At 37.1% G+C, this 17,127-nt stretch carries 12 protein-coding genes and 1 pseudogene; 8 read left to right on the top strand and 5 right to left on the bottom strand.

The window, feature by feature from the left end:
- From ACMZ6U_RS05135 to tnpA, 3 genes and pseudogenes are all read left to right on the top strand, one after another.
- On the top strand, window positions 1–99 hold a 99-nt coding region (locus tag ACMZ6U_RS05135; RefSeq protein WP_416106841.1), incomplete at its 5' end, for an IS3 family transposase.
- 193 nt (window positions 100–292) lie between these two features.
- Complete coding sequence (locus ACMZ6U_RS05130; protein WP_416106839.1) at window positions 293–1,840, top strand: BCCT family transporter; 1,548 nt, start codon at window positions 293–295, stop codon at window positions 1,838–1,840.
- Window positions 1,841–2,166: 326 nt separating this feature from the next.
- Window positions 2,167–2,589: pseudogene (tnpA, locus tag ACMZ6U_RS05125) on the top strand (IS200/IS605 family transposase).
- A gap of 995 nt (window positions 2,590–3,584) precedes the next feature.
- Here tnpA and ACMZ6U_RS05120 read toward each other — a convergent pair.
- From ACMZ6U_RS05120 to ACMZ6U_RS05110, 3 genes are all read right to left on the bottom strand, one after another.
- On the bottom strand, window positions 3,585–4,421 hold the full coding sequence (locus tag ACMZ6U_RS05120; protein WP_416106837.1) for a sugar ABC transporter permease: 837 nt from the start codon (window positions 4,419–4,421) through the stop codon (window positions 3,585–3,587).
- Window positions 4,421–5,782, bottom strand: a complete 1,362-nt coding sequence (locus tag ACMZ6U_RS05115; RefSeq protein WP_416106834.1) for a carbohydrate ABC transporter permease — start codon at window positions 5,780–5,782, stop codon at window positions 4,421–4,423. Before ACMZ6U_RS05115 ends, ACMZ6U_RS05120 begins: the two co-directional genes overlap by 1 nt.
- 380 nt (window positions 5,783–6,162) lie before the next feature.
- Complete coding sequence (locus ACMZ6U_RS05110) at window positions 6,163–7,395, bottom strand: extracellular solute-binding protein (RefSeq protein WP_416106832.1); 1,233 nt, start codon at window positions 7,393–7,395, stop codon at window positions 6,163–6,165.
- Window positions 7,396–8,092: 697 nt separating this feature from the next.
- Here ACMZ6U_RS05110 and ACMZ6U_RS05105 point away from each other — a divergent pair.
- From ACMZ6U_RS05105 to ACMZ6U_RS05085, 5 genes are all read left to right on the top strand, one after another.
- Complete coding sequence (locus ACMZ6U_RS05105; RefSeq protein WP_416106831.1) at window positions 8,093–9,118, top strand: LacI family DNA-binding transcriptional regulator; 1,026 nt, start codon at window positions 8,093–8,095, stop codon at window positions 9,116–9,118.
- 159 nt (window positions 9,119–9,277) lie between these two features.
- On the top strand, window positions 9,278–10,819 hold the full coding sequence (malQ, locus tag ACMZ6U_RS05100) for a 4-alpha-glucanotransferase (protein WP_416106829.1): 1,542 nt from the start codon (window positions 9,278–9,280) through the stop codon (window positions 10,817–10,819).
- Window positions 10,812–13,073: a glycogen/starch/alpha-glucan family phosphorylase gene (gene glgP / locus ACMZ6U_RS05095; protein WP_416106827.1), complete on the top strand. Its 2,262-nt coding sequence runs from the start codon at window positions 10,812–10,814 to the stop codon at window positions 13,071–13,073. Before malQ ends, glgP begins: the two co-directional genes overlap by 8 nt.
- Window positions 13,074–13,456: 383 nt before the next feature.
- Window positions 13,457–13,717 (top strand): hypothetical protein, encoded by a 261-nt coding sequence (locus tag ACMZ6U_RS05090; RefSeq protein ID WP_416106825.1) that lies wholly within the window; start codon window positions 13,457–13,459, stop codon window positions 13,715–13,717.
- 228 nt (window positions 13,718–13,945) lie between these two features.
- The gene (locus ACMZ6U_RS05085) at window positions 13,946–14,764 is read left to right on the top strand and encodes a transporter substrate-binding domain-containing protein (protein ID WP_416106823.1); all 819 of its coding nucleotides are present in this window, start codon (window positions 13,946–13,948) and stop codon (window positions 14,762–14,764) included.
- A gap of 180 nt (window positions 14,765–14,944) precedes the next feature.
- Here ACMZ6U_RS05085 and mnmE read toward each other — a convergent pair whose 3' ends face one another.
- Window positions 14,945–16,312: a tRNA uridine-5-carboxymethylaminomethyl(34) synthesis GTPase MnmE gene (gene mnmE / locus ACMZ6U_RS05080; protein WP_416106821.1), complete on the bottom strand. Its 1,368-nt coding sequence runs from the start codon at window positions 16,310–16,312 to the stop codon at window positions 14,945–14,947.
- A gap of 15 nt (window positions 16,313–16,327) precedes the next feature.
- The gene (locus ACMZ6U_RS05075) at window positions 16,328–17,044 is read right to left on the bottom strand and encodes an XRE family transcriptional regulator (RefSeq protein WP_416106819.1); all 717 of its coding nucleotides are present in this window, start codon (window positions 17,042–17,044) and stop codon (window positions 16,328–16,330) included.
- Window positions 17,045–17,127: the final 83 nt, after the last annotated feature.

Below are 17,127 nucleotides of genomic sequence, written 5' to 3'. Positions count from 1 at the left end.
CACATTATAGACTACATTTATTACTACAACAACAAACGAATTAAAGCAAAACTAAAAGGACTTAGTCCTGTCCAATACAGAACTAAATCCTTGCAATAATGATTTGTCTAACTTTTTGGGGGCAGTACAATGAATACGACAGCTTTTTCTTTAGAAACTAAAAAAAAGACTAAACCATGCGAGGTTAAGCGCCTTCACACGAACCGTTTAGAATAAAATGTATATGGTTTGTAGCATATATCCGTTGACTATATCTATTAAAAGTTGTAGATTATATAGTCGGGAGGATTTTATGAATCAAAAAACATCGACAAAAGTGTTTATGTGGTCAGCAGGAGTAACGACCATATTGGTATTGTTAGGAATCGTGATTCCAAAATCATTTCAAGCGACGACACAACACTTGAGAAATGTTATTACAACAAACTTTGGTTGGCTTTACTTGCTATTAGTAACGACAATTTTAATGTTTTGTATTTTCTTTATCGTAAGTCCACTGGGACAAATCCGTTTAGGGAATCCAAATTCTGAGCCTGAACATGATACGACATCTTGGATTGCTATGATGTTCTCAGCTGGTATGGGGATTGGATTGGTTTTCTATGGAGCAGCAGAACCTTTGAGTCACTTCGCTATCTCTACACCCAATGCACCTCTACAATCACAAGAAGCTTTAGCAGATTCATTTCGCTTTACCTTCTTCCACTGGGGAGTGCATGCTTGGGCAGTTTATGCCTTAGTTGCCTTAGCACTTGCTTATTTTGGTTTCCGTAAGAAAGAAAAATATCTTTTATCTGTAACATTGAAGCCTTTCTTTGGAGATAAGGTAAATGGACTTTTAGGAACAATTGTTGATACCATTACGGTTTTAGCAACTGTCATTGGTGTTGCAACCACTTTAGGTTTTGGTGCTGCCCAGATTAACGGTGGTCTTTCTTATGTCTTTGGTATTCCTAACAACCAATTTGTTCAGATTATTATCATCATTATTACAACAGGTCTTTTTATTATGTCAGCCTTATCAGGGCTTGGTAAAGGTGTTAAAATCTTATCTAATGTTAACTTGATTTTAGCTATTGGACTTTTAGCTTTAGCTATTGTTCTAGGACCTACAGTTGCAATTTTTGATACCTTTACAGAGTCTATTGGTCTTTATCTTCAAAACTTTTTCCGCATGAGTTTCCGTGCGGCAGCTTTTGATGATGCTAAGCGTACATGGATTAATAACTGGACAGTCTTTTACTGGGCTTGGTGGATTTCTTGGTCACCATTTGTTGGTGTCTTCATCGCTCGTATCTCAAAAGGACGTACTATTCGTGAATTTTTAACAGTAGTTCTCTTGGCACCTACAATTTTAAGTTTCTTATGGTTCTCAGCCTTTGGTACACTTTCAAATGATGTGCAAATGACTGGTACTGATTTAACACGCTATGCGACAGAAGAAATTCTCTTTGCGACATTTGACCAGTATCCAATGGGCATTATCTTATCAATTGTTGCAATTATTTTGGTTTCAACCTTCTTTATCACATCAGCCGATTCAGCGACCTATGTTTTGGCAATGTTGACAGAAGATGGACATTTGAATCCAACGAATCGTAAGAAATTGATTTGGGGAGTTGCACTTGCGGGTATTGCTATTGCGCTTTTACTTTCAGGTGGTTTAGATGCTCTTCAAAATACCTTGATTATCGCTGCCTTACCATTTTCAGTTGTTCTAATTTTGGTTCTCTTTGCTCTTTTAAAAGAGCTCTACCACGAGAAAAATGAGATGGGGCTTGAAATTACACCAGATCGTCAACCGAAGAAAAATGAACCATTCCGTTCATATGAAGATTAATAGCAAAGTCGGCTTTAGGCCGGCTTTTTAATTGTGTTACTTTCAGTCTGTTTCGCTCCGTAGGAGCGAAACAAATAATACTAGAAGAAAATCAAAATCAGACTAGAAAAGCGTCGTAGCTAGAACTAAAGTTCATCAAGGTAAACATGACAATATCAGATTTTGATTTTCAATGAGTAAAACCACCCGCTATGCGGATGCGACTCTCGAAGGTTATATTCCTAAAAAACTCCAAACGAGATACAATAAAGGTGTTCAAGCCTAATGTAAAGCGAAAGGTACAAAGTATGGCAAAAAAGGAACATCGTTTATGACACACAAAGTGGATGTGTTCTCCATATAGTGTTTAGCCTAAAGTATAGATGAAAATTATCTATAATCAATATCGAAATAGTTTAGGTAGCATTTTTCGAAGCTGATGTAGCTATACAGGGGTTGAAATTATAGAAGGATATCTAATGCCAGACCGTATTCGCATGTTAATTAGCATTCCCTCACGAATTAGTATTTCAAGTTTCATGGGTTACTTAAAAGGTAAGAGTGCCTTGATGATATTTGATAAATACGCCAATCTAAAATATAAGTTTGGGAATCGTCATTTTGGGGCGGGGGGATATTATGTGAGCACAGTTAGTCTGAACGAAGCCACTATCAAAAAATATATTCAAGAACAAAAAAAACATGATATAGCCTTAGATAAATTGAACGTAAAAGCATATGAAGATCCTTTTAGGGATGATGACAAGTAATACCAACGCCAAGAGTGATTAGGGTTGAACAAAGTGAAAGCCAGCGTCTTTAGGCGCTGGCTGGTGATGTAGGCTTATAACAACTGTTCAAACCACCCATTAGATGGAGGATCATAATTTTTGTAAAATTAATACTATCTAAAACTTATCAGTAGTTGAAAAGAGTTCTATCATATTATGATCATTGTGAGAAACAGTTTTTTAGCAATATTTCATTAATTTAGTTTTTTACATTAATTCGGATTTACCAAGCGAATCGGTAAGTCAGATTATCAGTACGGACATTTAAATACCTGAAGTTGCTGAGTAACTCACTCTAGAAGTTCCTATCGAAGTCAGAGAGGCTGTCTGTAGGAACAAGAGAAATATACTTTCTTCTATTTATAAAACCTTAGATTGTCTCCTTCAGCCGAATACAACTGTAGGTAAAGTAAATGATGTTGTTGCAACCGGTAGTATTGACAATAGCCAGAAGAATACTTTTGGTCATGTTGGGATCTTGTTAGCTAGATAGCATTGGTAATATCTCTATTACTAAAGTTGTCTCAAGTGTTAATATCAGAAACGGTCAAATCGGACACGGTAATCCTTCGACGAATACATCCTATGATCGTGTCGATATTCAGACCATAGAAGAGCCTTGCCAAGGGAATTGATAACAATCTTTCAACAACTATTTCACAAGATGAAGACATCCGCCGCTTCTTAACTATCAATGAGGATACCAATATTGCAAGAAATAACTCTTTCTATACTCAAAATTATAAAGTTAAAGCATTGAAAGCCAAATTATTCAATTTTTATTTTCATTAAACGAACGACATTAGAGATTCAATCTACTTTTAGGAAAAGGTAATGGTTTATGAATGGAGATTATTGCTTATATGAGTGATTATGATTAGACAATGAGGGTAGATTTGTAACATTTTCCTATCCTAAAAAGCCGCCTCACTAGTCAAAACTATTGGGTACAGGTCAATTCCAAAACTTTTTTCTTATTTAACAGAACCACCGGTAATGCCTTCAACGTAGTATTTTTGCATAAACATGAAGAGGAGCGTGATTGGAACAGCAATAAGGACGGAACCTGCTGTAAATGACATAAACCATTTATTGATAGTATCGGGTTGAAGCATTGAGAATAGTCCAATGGCAACCGTATATTTACTAGTGGCATCACCAAGAATAACTTGGGCAAAGATGAAATCCATCCAAGGACCAATAAAGGACATAAGGGCTGTATAAACAATGATTGGTTTTGAGAGCGGCAGGGTAATCTTGAAGAAAATATCTTTACGGGTCGCTCCATCAATCATAGCAGATTCATCTAGAGAGTATGGAATGGTATCAAAGAAGCCTTTGGCGATGTAAAAACCGAGGGCTGCTCCAGATGAGTAAACCAAGACTAAGGCTGTTAGGGATTGTGTTAAATTAAGAGCTTTTAAAATATAATAAACAGCAATCATACTCATAAAACCAGGAAACATATTCAATACAAGTGCTAGTTTTAAAAAACCGTTGCGGAATTTAAATTTAATACGGCTGAGTGAGTAAGCCATGGCAACTGTGATAAACGTTGAAATGATACAGGTTGCTAATGCGACAATAAGGGTATTGATAAACCATTTCCCAAATGGGAAAGACTCATTTGTAAAGAGATTAATGTAATTCTCTAAAGTCCAGATTTTGGGGATAAAATAATTCACGTAAGCAGTACCCTCGCCACGCAAACTAGTTAGGATGACCCAAGCGACAGGAAAGAGCCAGATAATGGAAAGGACAATGAGTAGGGTATAAATAAATCCTAATTGCATACGACGTTTTGATTTCATTATTTAGCAACTCCTTCCTTGTAAGATGCTGTGCGCGTGTAAGCTAGTAAGCTAAAGCTAGCTGAAAGCACAAAGATTAAAATGCCGATAACAGAGGCTAGGTTGTAGTCTGCAGCTGTAACGGTCAGTTTGTAGAGCCATGTCACCAAGAGGTCGGTCGATCCTGCTTGGTAGAATTTTGAGTTAACAGGTCCTCCACCAGTAAGGAGGTAGATAACGTTGAAGTTATTGATGTTTCCAATAAATTGTTGAATCAGGGTAGGTGTCATAATTAGGAGAATCTGTGGGAAAGTGATGGATTTGAAGACTTGGAACTTGCTAGCACCATCGATTTCAGCAGCTTCGATTTGTTCCTGTGGGAGATTCATGATAATACCAGTGGCAACAAGCATGGTAACAGGGATACCTACCCACATATTAACAAATACAATAGAGAATTTAGCCCAGAGCGGGTCTGAAAGAAATGGCAGTCCTTGGCTAATGAGGCCAAGTTTTTGAAGCAAGATATTGAGAGGTCCTTCATCATTAAGCAAATTACGCATGATGAGTAGGGAAATAAATTGTGGTACTGCCATAGTAATGACAAAGATAGTTCGCCACATTTTTTTGAATTTTAGACCCTTGGTATTAATCAAAAGAGCTAGAAGAATTCCAAAAAAGAAGTTAGTTACCGTTGCGAAAACTGCCCAAATCAAGGTCCAAGAAAGAACAGGGAAGAATGTTCCAGCCATACGACCACTTAGGATATTTCCAAAGTTGGTAAAACCAACCCAGTCAAAGAGTGATTTAGGTGGTAAATGATTGTGATCATAATTGGTAAAAGCCAAAGAAATCATATAAATCAAAGGCAAAATGGTAAATAAGAGTACCCCAATCATTGGAACTGCCATGAGAGTCATATGAAAGCGACCGTTAGATAAGGTTGCTAGATCTTCTTTAAAACTAGGAATTTTAGTATTGTCGCGTTTAATGACATAAAGATTACGGGCACTTTTTAGGTTACACCAATAAATATAGGCAAAAACCAAACAGAAGATGATAGAGGCAAGTCCAAAGATAAGCATGAGCATGGAGTTATCACCTTCAACAGCTACAGCAATTTCAATACCATTGACAGTCTTGGTCGCCATACCTTGCTCCTTGGTACCAAGTGTGATTAAATTTCCAAATGCTGGAATAACTTGTGTTACAAGGGCAATCAGAAATACGACTTCAGTTGCTAAGAATAAGAGGCCCTTTATGATTTGTTTGTTAGCCAGATTGGCAAATCCCATAATGAGGGCAGATAACTTGATATCCCATCCACCTTTAGAAAGTACTTCGGGGACACTGACGTCATCGTAAAAGTGGGACTTAGTCATAGTTTTCTCCTTTAAGTGTGATTGAATTTCTACTGGATAAATCAGCTAAATACGGAGGTTAGTCAATTTAGCGAATAGGAATTCAGATAAATATATCAAAAGAACTAACAGCTAGACAAGGTAAACTAACGTTTCCACTAAGTTGGACTACCCTTAATAACCATGTCTAGGGCGCAGATAACTTTCTACTCCATCTGGTTAAAAAGTTAGATATATAGCTAGTTTGTTAGCTAAAGTCTGACTTCCAGAGCTATAAATTAGAATGGGAAACCTGTCGCTGCTAATTCAAAAGACTATAAAAAGGCGGAGTGTTCTCACAACACATCTGTTGGAGTTAATCTCCGCCTACTCGATTGATTGCAATGACAACTTAATAAGGATTATTTAGAATCAGCTAGATCTTTATCAAGTTGTTTTAATTTTTTGAGGTAATCAGCTTCTTTGATTTTGCCATTGTAAGTGTCAGAAAGAATAGCGGCACTTTCTGTCCAGAAAGCTGTCATTTGACTAAGTTTTGGCATAACAACAGTATATTTATCTGAAGACCCCATGGTAATAACTGTCTTGGCAAGTTGATCATTTTGAACTTCGTCAGATTCTTGAACGTCCTTGTTTGAAGGGACAATAGAACGTTTTTCAAATTGATTTTCTTGGCTATCTTCGTTAGTTAAGTATGAAGCTAGCTGATAACTAGCAGCAATACGTTCTGCATCACCTTTAGCAGGTGCTTGGTTGACAGCGTAGAGTTTAACACCCAAGAAGGCTTTTTGCTGCACATCTTTATCGCCAATTTTGATAGTAGGGTAGGCTGCAATACCAAGTTTGTCTTCGCCGATGGATTCTTTAGCTGTTTCATAATCCCATGGTCCTGATTCAAAAGCAGCGATTGAGCCATCACCAAACTTAGACATGGTGTTGTTAGCATCTACGTTAACAAATCCTTTGTTATCTTTTTGACTAGCAATCCATTTTAGAACGCTGACACCAGCTTCATTGCCCCAGTTTGTACCTTTGACATCTTCTCCGTCCTTACCAAACAATGTATTGCCAACAGACATAAAGAGTGGAGCGATGTGGTAGGCATTAACTTCTTTTAAATTAGCGCCAAAGGTGGCATTGTCTGTAATACTTTCGTATGATTTAACTTGTTCTTCAGAAAGTTTTTCTTTGTTGTAGTAGAGAACTTGTGATTCAATCCCAAATGGGAAGGCATAAGTTTTGCCTTTATATTGTGCACCTGCAAGAGCTTGTTCAGTTGATTCTTTTTTTATTTCCTTAGCGTATTTTTTGGGGAGGGCTTGGATAGCGCCAGATTCTACCAATTGACCGAGTTGGTCATGCGGAAGGGAGAAAACATCTGCAGCAGCGCTAGGGTCCTTTTTAATTTTTTCTTGAGCTTTTGGATCTTCAGACTCAACAACCTTAACTTTGAAGCCTGAATCTTTTTCAAATTCTTTAACAATTTTTTGATAAGATTTTTTAGCTCCTGTTGGTACCCAGAGTTTAATAGTATCTTTTGAAGCAGCATTGACTTCGGTTGTACTTGTGACAGCGACTCCACCGATAAGTGAGAGGCTTGCTCCGAATAATGCGACTTTTTGCCATGATTTCATAGCGTTTTCCTCCTAAGAAAATTATTGATAACCTTATTATGCAATCGTTTGCAAAAAATGTCAAGTCTTATTTTACAAAAATCAAAAAAATTTTAAAATAATCCTTATGTTAAGTTTAAGTTTTTTGTTCAAAAACATCTATAACTCCAAGCAATCGATTGCGTATAATGGGGTATTTTAGCGATAGAATTCAAAAATATAAAATCTTTCAACGCTTTAGAAATACTTTGATTTTTTGGTTTGCAAGACCAATCGACTAGTGATATGTTGATAGTGATAGAATTAAGGTGGTTTTAAATAATCGGCTTTAACACTATAATTAGCTGTTTCTTATTCAGTTTCTCTGAATAGTTATTATCTAAAGCAAGGCGATGATAAAGCAATACCACTTGTAAAGAATACTATTTGATTGTTTGTATAACTCTTGCTCAAACTAGAGTTTTGATGGTAATTATACTCAAACAGCTTTCTTTTAATGTCAGTCTTTTGATGGAGGAATTGCCAATTTTACTCAGTCAAAAAGCTAAAAAGAAATCGCTTGCAATGTGATAAATGCTTTTAAAACAGGAATATAAAGAGAGTAAGTAGATGACACGACAATAAGATGTTTATTGCAAAAAATGGCAAAAGTATTGAAAACGCTTGTGAAGTGTTGTAAACTAGAACAATCAAAAGTACAGATAAAGGAGTTTAGACCATGGCTACTATAAAAGATGTTGCAGAAAGAGCTGGTGTAAACCCATCAACTGTTAGCCGAGTCTTGAAAGATAACCGTTCTATTTCACAGAAAACGAAAGATAAGGTCAGAAAAGCTATGGCTGAGTTAGGCTATGTCCCTAATGTTGCTGCTCAAATGCTGGCAAGTGGTTTGACTCATAACATTGGCTTGGTTTTCCCGCCACTAGCAACACCAGACCGTTTAAGCGAACCCTTCTTCATGCGCATCCTATCGACGATCACGGATGAAGCGAAGTTGAAGGATTTTACCATTTCTATCGCGACAGGTACTTCGCTAAATGATTTACTAGATCAGGTAACCTTGATGCACCAGCAAAAACGAGTTGATGGCTTTATTATTTTGTATTCTGATCAGAATGATCCTATTAGAGATTATTTATTGAAAAATAAACTACCTTTTGTAATCGTGGGAGCACCAGAGGGAAATGAAACACAGATTACATACATTAATAATGATAACCAACTTATGGGGAAAAGTGCCGTTGAACATCTTTATGAGAAAGGGCACAAAGATATCTATTTTATTACGGATGACTTAAAATCAGAAGTTGCCTCGGAACGTTTTATGGGGTATGTTAAAGGTATGATGCGACTAGATCTAACTTATCGCCCCATGTTTCTATTTGACCCAGCAGATGCTAAAAAAGTGGATGAGCTAATGACTGCGATTGAGACTGGAAGGCCGACAGCCTTAGTTGTTATTTCTGACCGAGTGACGATTCGCTTAATGCAATTGCTTTCTTATTATGGCTTAAAAGTACCAGATGATATTTCGATTATCACCTTTAACAATTCCATCTTTTCAAAGCTTATTCACCCCTATCTGACAACTTTTGATATTCATGTGGATCACTTAGGAGAGACTAGCTTTAAGCGTTTATTGACTATCATTCAGTCTAATCAAGAAGAAAAAAGTGAACAAATTATTGTTCCTTTTACGCTGAAAGAGAGAGAGTCAGTAAGAAATTTAAAGAAAAATCAGTAAATTCCAAACATTCTACAGAAATCAACGTAAAAGCCTTGCTATCAAGGTTTTTTTAGTTATGATAAAAGAGAAAAATAAAAAATCAAAAAAATTATTGACTTATGCAATCGTTTGCGCTATGATTTTTATAGCAAAACAAAATAAAAAGGGGAAAGTAGTATGAGTCAACGTGAAAGTGGTATCCTCATGCATATTTCTTCTTTACCCGGTCAATTTGGGATTGGCTCGTTTGGTAAAGAGGCTTATGACTTTGTGGATTTTTTAGTTGAAACGAAACAGACCTATTGGCAAATTCTGCCGCTAACAACAACTAGTTATGGCGACTCGCCTTATCAATCATTTTCTGCTATTGCCGGAAATACACACTTTATTGATTTGGCTTATTTAGCAGAGTCTGGCTATTTATCAACGGATGATTATCAGGGGATTTTATTCGGTGATAATCAAGAAGAAGTAGATTATGCCTTAATTTACAAAAGACGTCGTCCAATTTTAGAAAAAGCTGTAAAAGCTTTCTTATCAAGCACAGAAGGTCTATCCTTATTAGAAACTTTCGAGTCTGAAAATAATTGGGTTTCAGATTTTGCTGACTTTATGGCTATTAAAGAACACTTTGGTAGTAAGGCTCTTCAAGAGTGGGAAGATAAGGCTATTATTCAGCGAGATAAGCTTGCACTGGAAAGTTATCGTGAGAAACTTTCAGATGTCATTCTCTATCATAAAGTGACACAATATTTCTTCTACTCGCAGTGGCTAGATTTGAAGACTTACGCTAATGAGAATGGTATTCAAATTATTGGAGATATGCCGATTTATGTGTCAGCTGACAGTGTGGAAGCTTGGACGATGCCAGAATTATTCAAACTAGATGCTGAACGTCAACCACTCTTCATTGCGGGTGTCCCAGCAGATGAATTTAGTGATACTGGCCAACTTTGGGGAAACCCTATCTATAATTGGCCTCTTCATGAAGAAACTGGCTATGCTTGGTGGGTTTACCGTATTAAAGAGAGTTTTAAAATATATGATAAGCTCCGCATTGACCATTTTAAAGGTTTTTCTGATTTTTGGGAAATCCCCGGAGGGGACGATACAGCCATCAATGGTCGTTGGTCAGAAGGTCCTGGCTATAAGCTGTTCGAAGCTGTTAAAAATCAACTTGGCGAATTACCAATCATCGCTGAAAACTTAGGCTATATCGATGAAAAAGCTGAGAAATTACTGGCCGATACGGCTTATCCAGGTATGAAAATCATGGAGTTTGGTTTTTATGATGTTGAAGGGCAAAGTATTGATATTCCACACAACTACACGCCGGATACAGTTGCCTACACCGGGACACATGATAATGAGGTAATCAATGGTTGGTACGCTAATCTAAGCGTGGAGCAACAAGCATTTCTAAATGCCTACATCCATCGCAGTCAGGATGAAAAAATCACAGAAGCTATGCTACGAAGCTTGTACGCTAGTGTGAGTCATATTACCATTGCCACCATGCAAGACCTACTTGATAAAGATGAGACATCACGGATGAACACCCCAAATACGCTCGGTGGTAACTGGCAATGGCGGATGCTTGCAGAAGATTTAACACAAGACAAGAAGGACTTTTTAACAAGCATCACTGAGCTATATGCTCGTGCTAACGCAGCACTCGTCACAACAAAGAAACAATTAGAGGAAGAGGACAATGACTAAAGCATTTACAACCTACTTAAACGATAAGGGGCAGGATTTAGCCTCACTAAGTAACGACGCAATCTATCAAGAATTGCTCTATTATGTTAAAGAAACTGCTGAGAACATGCCGAAAAATACGGCAAAACGAAAAGTTTATTATATTTCAGCTGAATTTTTGATTGGTAAATTACTCTCAAATAACCTTATTAATTTAGGGGTTTATCAAGACGTCAAAGAGGCTTTATCAACTGTTGGAAAATCAATCAGCGAGGTTGAGGATTTAGAACCAGAACCATCTCTTGGAAATGGTGGCTTAGGACGTTTGGCATCTTGTTTTATTGATTCCATGTCAACTTTGGGCATTAACGGTGAAGGTGTTGGTCTCAATTATCATTTTGGCCTCTTTAAGCAAGTCTTCAAGGACAACCAACAAGGAGCGGAGCCAAATGATTGGATTCAGGATGAGTCATGGCTCATTCCAACAGATGTACACTATGACGTACCCTTCAAGGATTTCACCCTTCGTTCACGTTTAGACCGTCTGGATATTCTAGGTTATCATCGAGACAGCAAAAATTATCTTAACCTTTTTGATATTGATGGGCTCAATTACGACTTGATTGAAGACGGCATCACCTTTGATAAAACAAAAATCAAAGAAAACCTCACCCTCTTTCTTTATCCAGATGATTCGGATAAGGCTGGAGAATTGCTCCGTATCTACCAACAATATTTCATGGTGTCTAACGCAGCGCAGTTATTGATCGATGAAGCCATTGAACGTGGGTCAAATGTCCGCGACCTTGCTGATTATGCTTACGTGCAAATCAATGATACGCATCCTTCAATGGTTATTCCAGAATTGATTCGTCTCTTGACGGAGAAACATGGTTTGACATTTGAAGAAGCAGTGGCGATTGTTAAAGAGATGGTGGGGTATACCAACCATACTATTTTGGCAGAAGCCTTGGAAAAATGGCCGCTTGATTACCTCAATGAAGTAGTGCCCCATTTAGTGACTATCATTGAAAAACTAGATGCATTAGTGGCTAAAGAGGTTTCAGATGTTCACCTCCACATTATTGATGAATCAGGCCGTGTTCATATGGCGCATATGGATATTCACTTTGCAACAAGTGTAAACGGTGTTGCAGCGCTTCATACTGAAATTCTTAAAAACAGTGAGTTAAAGGATTTCTATGAGCTTTATCCTGAAAAATTTAATAATAAAACGAACGGAATTACCTTCCGTCGTTGGTTGGAATTTGCTAACCAAGACTTAGCAGCTTACGTGAAAGAATTGATTGGCGATGACTATTTGACTGATGCGACAAAACTTGAAAAATTAGTGGCCTTTGCGGATGATCCAGCTGTTCATGAACAATTGGATGCTATTAAACATCAAAATAAATTGCATTTGAAACGCTACCTCAAAGAACATAAAGGCATTGATTTGGATGAGAATTCTATCATTGATACGCAAATCAAACGTTTCCACGAGTATAAACGTCAACAAATGAATGCTCTTTATGTGATTCATAAATATTTGGAAATCAAACGAGGAAATCTTCCAAAACGCAAGTTGACAGTTATCTTTGGTGGGAAAGCTGCACCTGCCTATATTATCGCTCAAGATGTCATTCACTTGATTTTAAGCTTGTCAGAATTGATTAATAATGATCCAGAAGTTAGTCCGTATCTCAATGTTCATTTGGTTGAAAACTACAACGTTACCGTGGCAGAGCATTTAATTCCAGCAACGGATATTTCAGAACAGATTTCGCTAGCTTCCAAAGAAGCTTCTGGTACTGGTAATATGAAATTCATGCTTAATGGTGCCTTGACTTTAGGAACGATGGATGGTGCCAATGTTGAGATTGCTGAATTAGCAGGAATGGATAATATTTATACATTTGGTAAAGATTCTGATACCATTATTGATCTTTATGACAAGGCTGGCTATATTTCTCGTGATTACTATGAATCTGATGAGAGAATTAAAGAAGCAGTCGACTTTATTCTCTCAGAGGACTTGCTAGCAGTTGGTAATAAAGAACGCTTAGAGCGTTTATACCATGAATTGCTTAATAAAGACTGGTTCATGACCTTGATTGATCTTTCAGAATACATTGATATCAAAGAGAACATGTTAACAGATTACGAACATCGTCAAGCATGGAATCGTAAAGTTGTGCATAATATTGCTAAAGCAGGTTTCTTCTCTTCAGACAGAACGATTGCACAATATAATCAAGATATCTGGCATAGTTAAGCTATACAATAGCTTATATGTTGTGATTAAGGAGTTGGGAAACCAGCTCTTTTTTACTACTCTCATCTAGAATTGATACTGATTTTCAATGAGTATTAATTCAAAATCTGAATATAGAATTATGGTTTGAGTCTCCTTATCCTAGTAAATCGTCCAGATTTACACCTTGTACTTAAATGGTTTCAGATTTAGATTTTCATTGAGTATTACTATGAGTCTAAGAATGTTATGATGGTACTAAAAGATAAACCTCAATATTATAAAACATTTAGTGATTTTGACAATCAAGCAGTTGTCGTTCAAAAGGGAAGTATTCAAGAGACCATTGCAAAGACAACCTTAAAGAAGCTAATATCACACCCTTGACAAAAATAGGTGAAATGGTGGCTGAGGTATCAAATGGAAAAGTTCAGGCTCTCGTATCAGAAGAAGCGATTGCTAAAGGCTATGCTGAAAAGAACCAAAATTTAGCCATTGCAACAGTTGAATTACCTTCTGATGATGCAGAAGCGTATGCTGTTGCTATACCAAAAGGCAGTCAAAAATTAACTAAAAAAGTCAATGATGTTATTAAATCCTTGAAAGAAGAGGATAAAATCAATACTTTTGTTCAAGATGCCTATGATTTGTCAGTGAAACAGTAAGGTATTGATTAGGAAAAATACCTTTGTATTTGTTACCAGAATGGAAATTCTCTTAATTATTAATTAGCTGAGAGATGTCGTATGATTTGCTAGACATCCATTATTTAGAAGATGCGGTTATATAAATTATCTATATCCAAAGAATATTTGAATAAAAATACAAATTATTATTGACATATGCTGAAAGTGTTGTATAATATCATTATTATAAGATATCGAGGATTAATTATGACATTGAAAAAATTAATTTTAGGAGCAACTCTCCTTGTTTCTGCTGTAACCCTTACAGCTTGTGGTTCTTCTGAATCATCTGATTTACAAGAAGAAATTAAAAAAGATGGCAAATTAGTTGTTGCCGTCAGCCCAGACTATCCTCCATTTGAGTTTAAAGCTTTAGTAGACGTTAAAGATAAGGTTGTTGGAGCTGATATTGATTTAGCGCACGATATTGCTGATGAATTAGGTGTAAAACTTGAAGTATCAAGCATGAGCTTCGATAACGTTTTGGCGAGTTTAAAAACTGGTAAAGCAGACATTGCTATTTCTGGATTATCAGTGACTGAAGAACGTAAGAATGCTTATGCATTCTCTGACGCTTACTACACAACGGAAAATGCTATATTAGTCCGTGAAGAAGATGAAGGAAAATATACTAGCTTAGATCAATTAGCTGGTAAAAAGGTTGCGGTGCAAAAAGGCAGTATTGAAGAAAATCTTGCAAAAGAACAGTTGAAAGACTCTCAAGTTGTTCCACTAACAGCAATGGGTGAAGCCGTCAATGAATTGAAGTCTGGCGTTGTTGATGCTGTTGATTTGGAAAAACCAGTTGCAGAAGGTTATATCGCACAAAATAATGATATTACCTTAGCAAAAGTTGCCTTGAAAGTTGGAGATGGTGATGCTAAAGCGGTTGCTATGCCAAAAGGTAAAGAAAGTCAAGAACTACAAAAAACAATTAATAAAGTTATTGCTAAAATGGAAAAAGAAGGTACTTACAAACAGTACATCTCTGATGCGGCAAAATTAACTGGAAAAGCAGTAGACTAATACCAAAGAAGTAATTTGACAAAAACAAAAACACAAAATGGCTAAGAATAACGTCGTTAAAAACGTTATTCTTAGCCATTTTATCTTGTTCAATTTTCAATAGAAAACAAAAATTAAGTTTTCTCAGTTATCTTTAATATCTTAATTTAGGTTAGCAGTAGAGGAATTCTACCTAAGTTTTTATTTACCGAGACAGAATTGGCTGAAAAGTTGGGTAATGAGTTCATCCGGGGCAGCATCGCCAGTTATTTCTCCTAAAACTTCCCAAGTTCTAGTCATGTCAACCTGAAGAAGATCTACGGGCATCCCGAGTTCCAAACCTTCGTTGACAGCTTTTAAGCTATCAACCGCTTTTTCAATTAAGGAGATGTGACGGGCGTTTGATAGGTAGGTAGCGTCTTTTTCAACCAAGCCTGCGTTTTCAAAGAAAAGTTGGTTAATACGCTCTTCAATCTGAACAATATTTTCATTTTTTAAAACAGAAATAGCGATGACGTCGTCTGGCAGTTGTTCAGTTTCAATATGTTGCTCTAAGTCGGTCTTATTTAAGAGTACGATACGATTGCTATCTTTACTAATCTCTAATAGTGTGCGATCTTGTTTGGTTAAAGTCTCGGAAGCATTCAATACTAGAAGCACTAAATCAGCTTCATTAAGAGCTTTTTTAGAACGCTCTACCCCAATGCGTTCAACGATATCATCGGTCTCACGAATACCAGCTGTATCGATCAATTTAAGGGGGACGCCTTTGATATTGACGTATTCTTCAATCACATCGCGTGTCGTTCCTTCAATGTCAGTTACAATAGCTTTTTCTTCACGAAGTAGATTGTTAAGGAGACTTGATTTACCGACATTGGGACGACCAATGATAGCAGTCGAAAGTCCTTCGCGAAGGATTTTCCCACGCTTAGCTGTCTGTAAAAGATTTTCTAAAAGCTCTTGAAATTCTTGCGTTTTTTCGCGCATGAGAGCAGTAGTCATTTCTTCAACATCATCGTATTCGGGATAATCGATGTTAACTTCAACTTGTGCTAGGGTGTTTAGAATTTCTTGACGAGTGTTATCAATGAGTGTTTTTAAGGAACCGTCCAATTGTTGAACGGCAACTGCCATAGCCTTATCAGTCTTAGCTCGGATCAAATCCATAACAGCTTCAGCTTGGGTCAAATCAACTCGGCCATTTAGGAATGCTCGCTTGGTGAATTCGCCAGGTTCAGCCATACGAGCTCCTGAGCGAATCAAAAGTTGGAGGATTTCATTGGTGACTGCTACCCCACCGTGGGTATTAATTTCAACAACATCTTCGCGCGTAAAAGTCTTGGGTTCACGCATGACACTAACCATAACCTCGTCAATGATGTCATTATTTTCAACGATGTGACCATAGTTAATGGTATGACTAGGGACGTCGTTGAGCTTTTTACCTTTAAAAACTTTTTGAGCAATCGCAATAGCCTGACTTCCAGACAAGCGGACGATACCAATAGCTCCCTCCCCAAGAGGAGTAGAGATAGCTGTGATGGTATCAAATTCTTTGGTAATCATATAGTTCCTTTCTGATTAAATAGCCACAGTTGTGTCACGACCAATAACTTGATAAATTTTGATGTGAGTATCTTCCTCAGGTGGGAAGGGAAAAAGGATATCGTCATAGTCTGGATTAATGGAAACCAGCCGGAGTTGTTCCTTCTCTAAATAAACTTGCTTTAAAAAGGTTTGGTCATTAATGGCTACAGCACAAACCTCACCATTATAAGAGGTAAAGCCACGGTCAACGAGGTAGACAACATCTCCACTTCGATAGGTTGGATACATAGAATCACCATTAACAATAGAGGCGAGATCATAACGGGGAGGTTGGGAGGAGACATGAACCGTTTCAAACTCATAATCGTTAAAAGCATAACCGAGTCCAGCAGCTAGTTGAGTAACAGTTTTAACGGGATAAAGCGATGAGATGGTTTCTTGTTTTTCAGCTTCTTGTTGAGCTAGCTGCTGACTAAGAAAATCCAAAACTTGCTCTCGACGCTCTTGATCAAGTTTTTGGAAAATAACCTGATAATCTTCTTCTGAGATACCTAAGAGCGTCTCTGGTGATAAATCTAGTGCTTCAGCAAACTGGGGAAGGCGATTTAGCGGAAATTCTCTTGTTTTATGAAGATAACAAGAGACAGCTGATTTAGCCATGCCTACTTGTCTAGATAATTGACTCAGTGATAAGTTTAATTCTGACTTTCGTTGATTAATTAGCTCGATGATCTCGTTATTAGTGTTCATGATTTCTCCTTATGACAATGCTTGCTTATTATAGCACCGTTCTCTAAAAAGAACAAGCCTAAAAAGTTAACAATAATTCGTTA

Source organism: Streptococcus pluranimalium (assembly GCF_047785745.1).
Classification (GTDB): domain Bacteria; phylum Bacillota; class Bacilli; order Lactobacillales; family Streptococcaceae; genus Streptococcus; species Streptococcus pluranimalium_B.
Note: the sequence above shows the minus strand (reverse complement) of the source record. Positions and strands in the feature narration are given on the sequence as shown.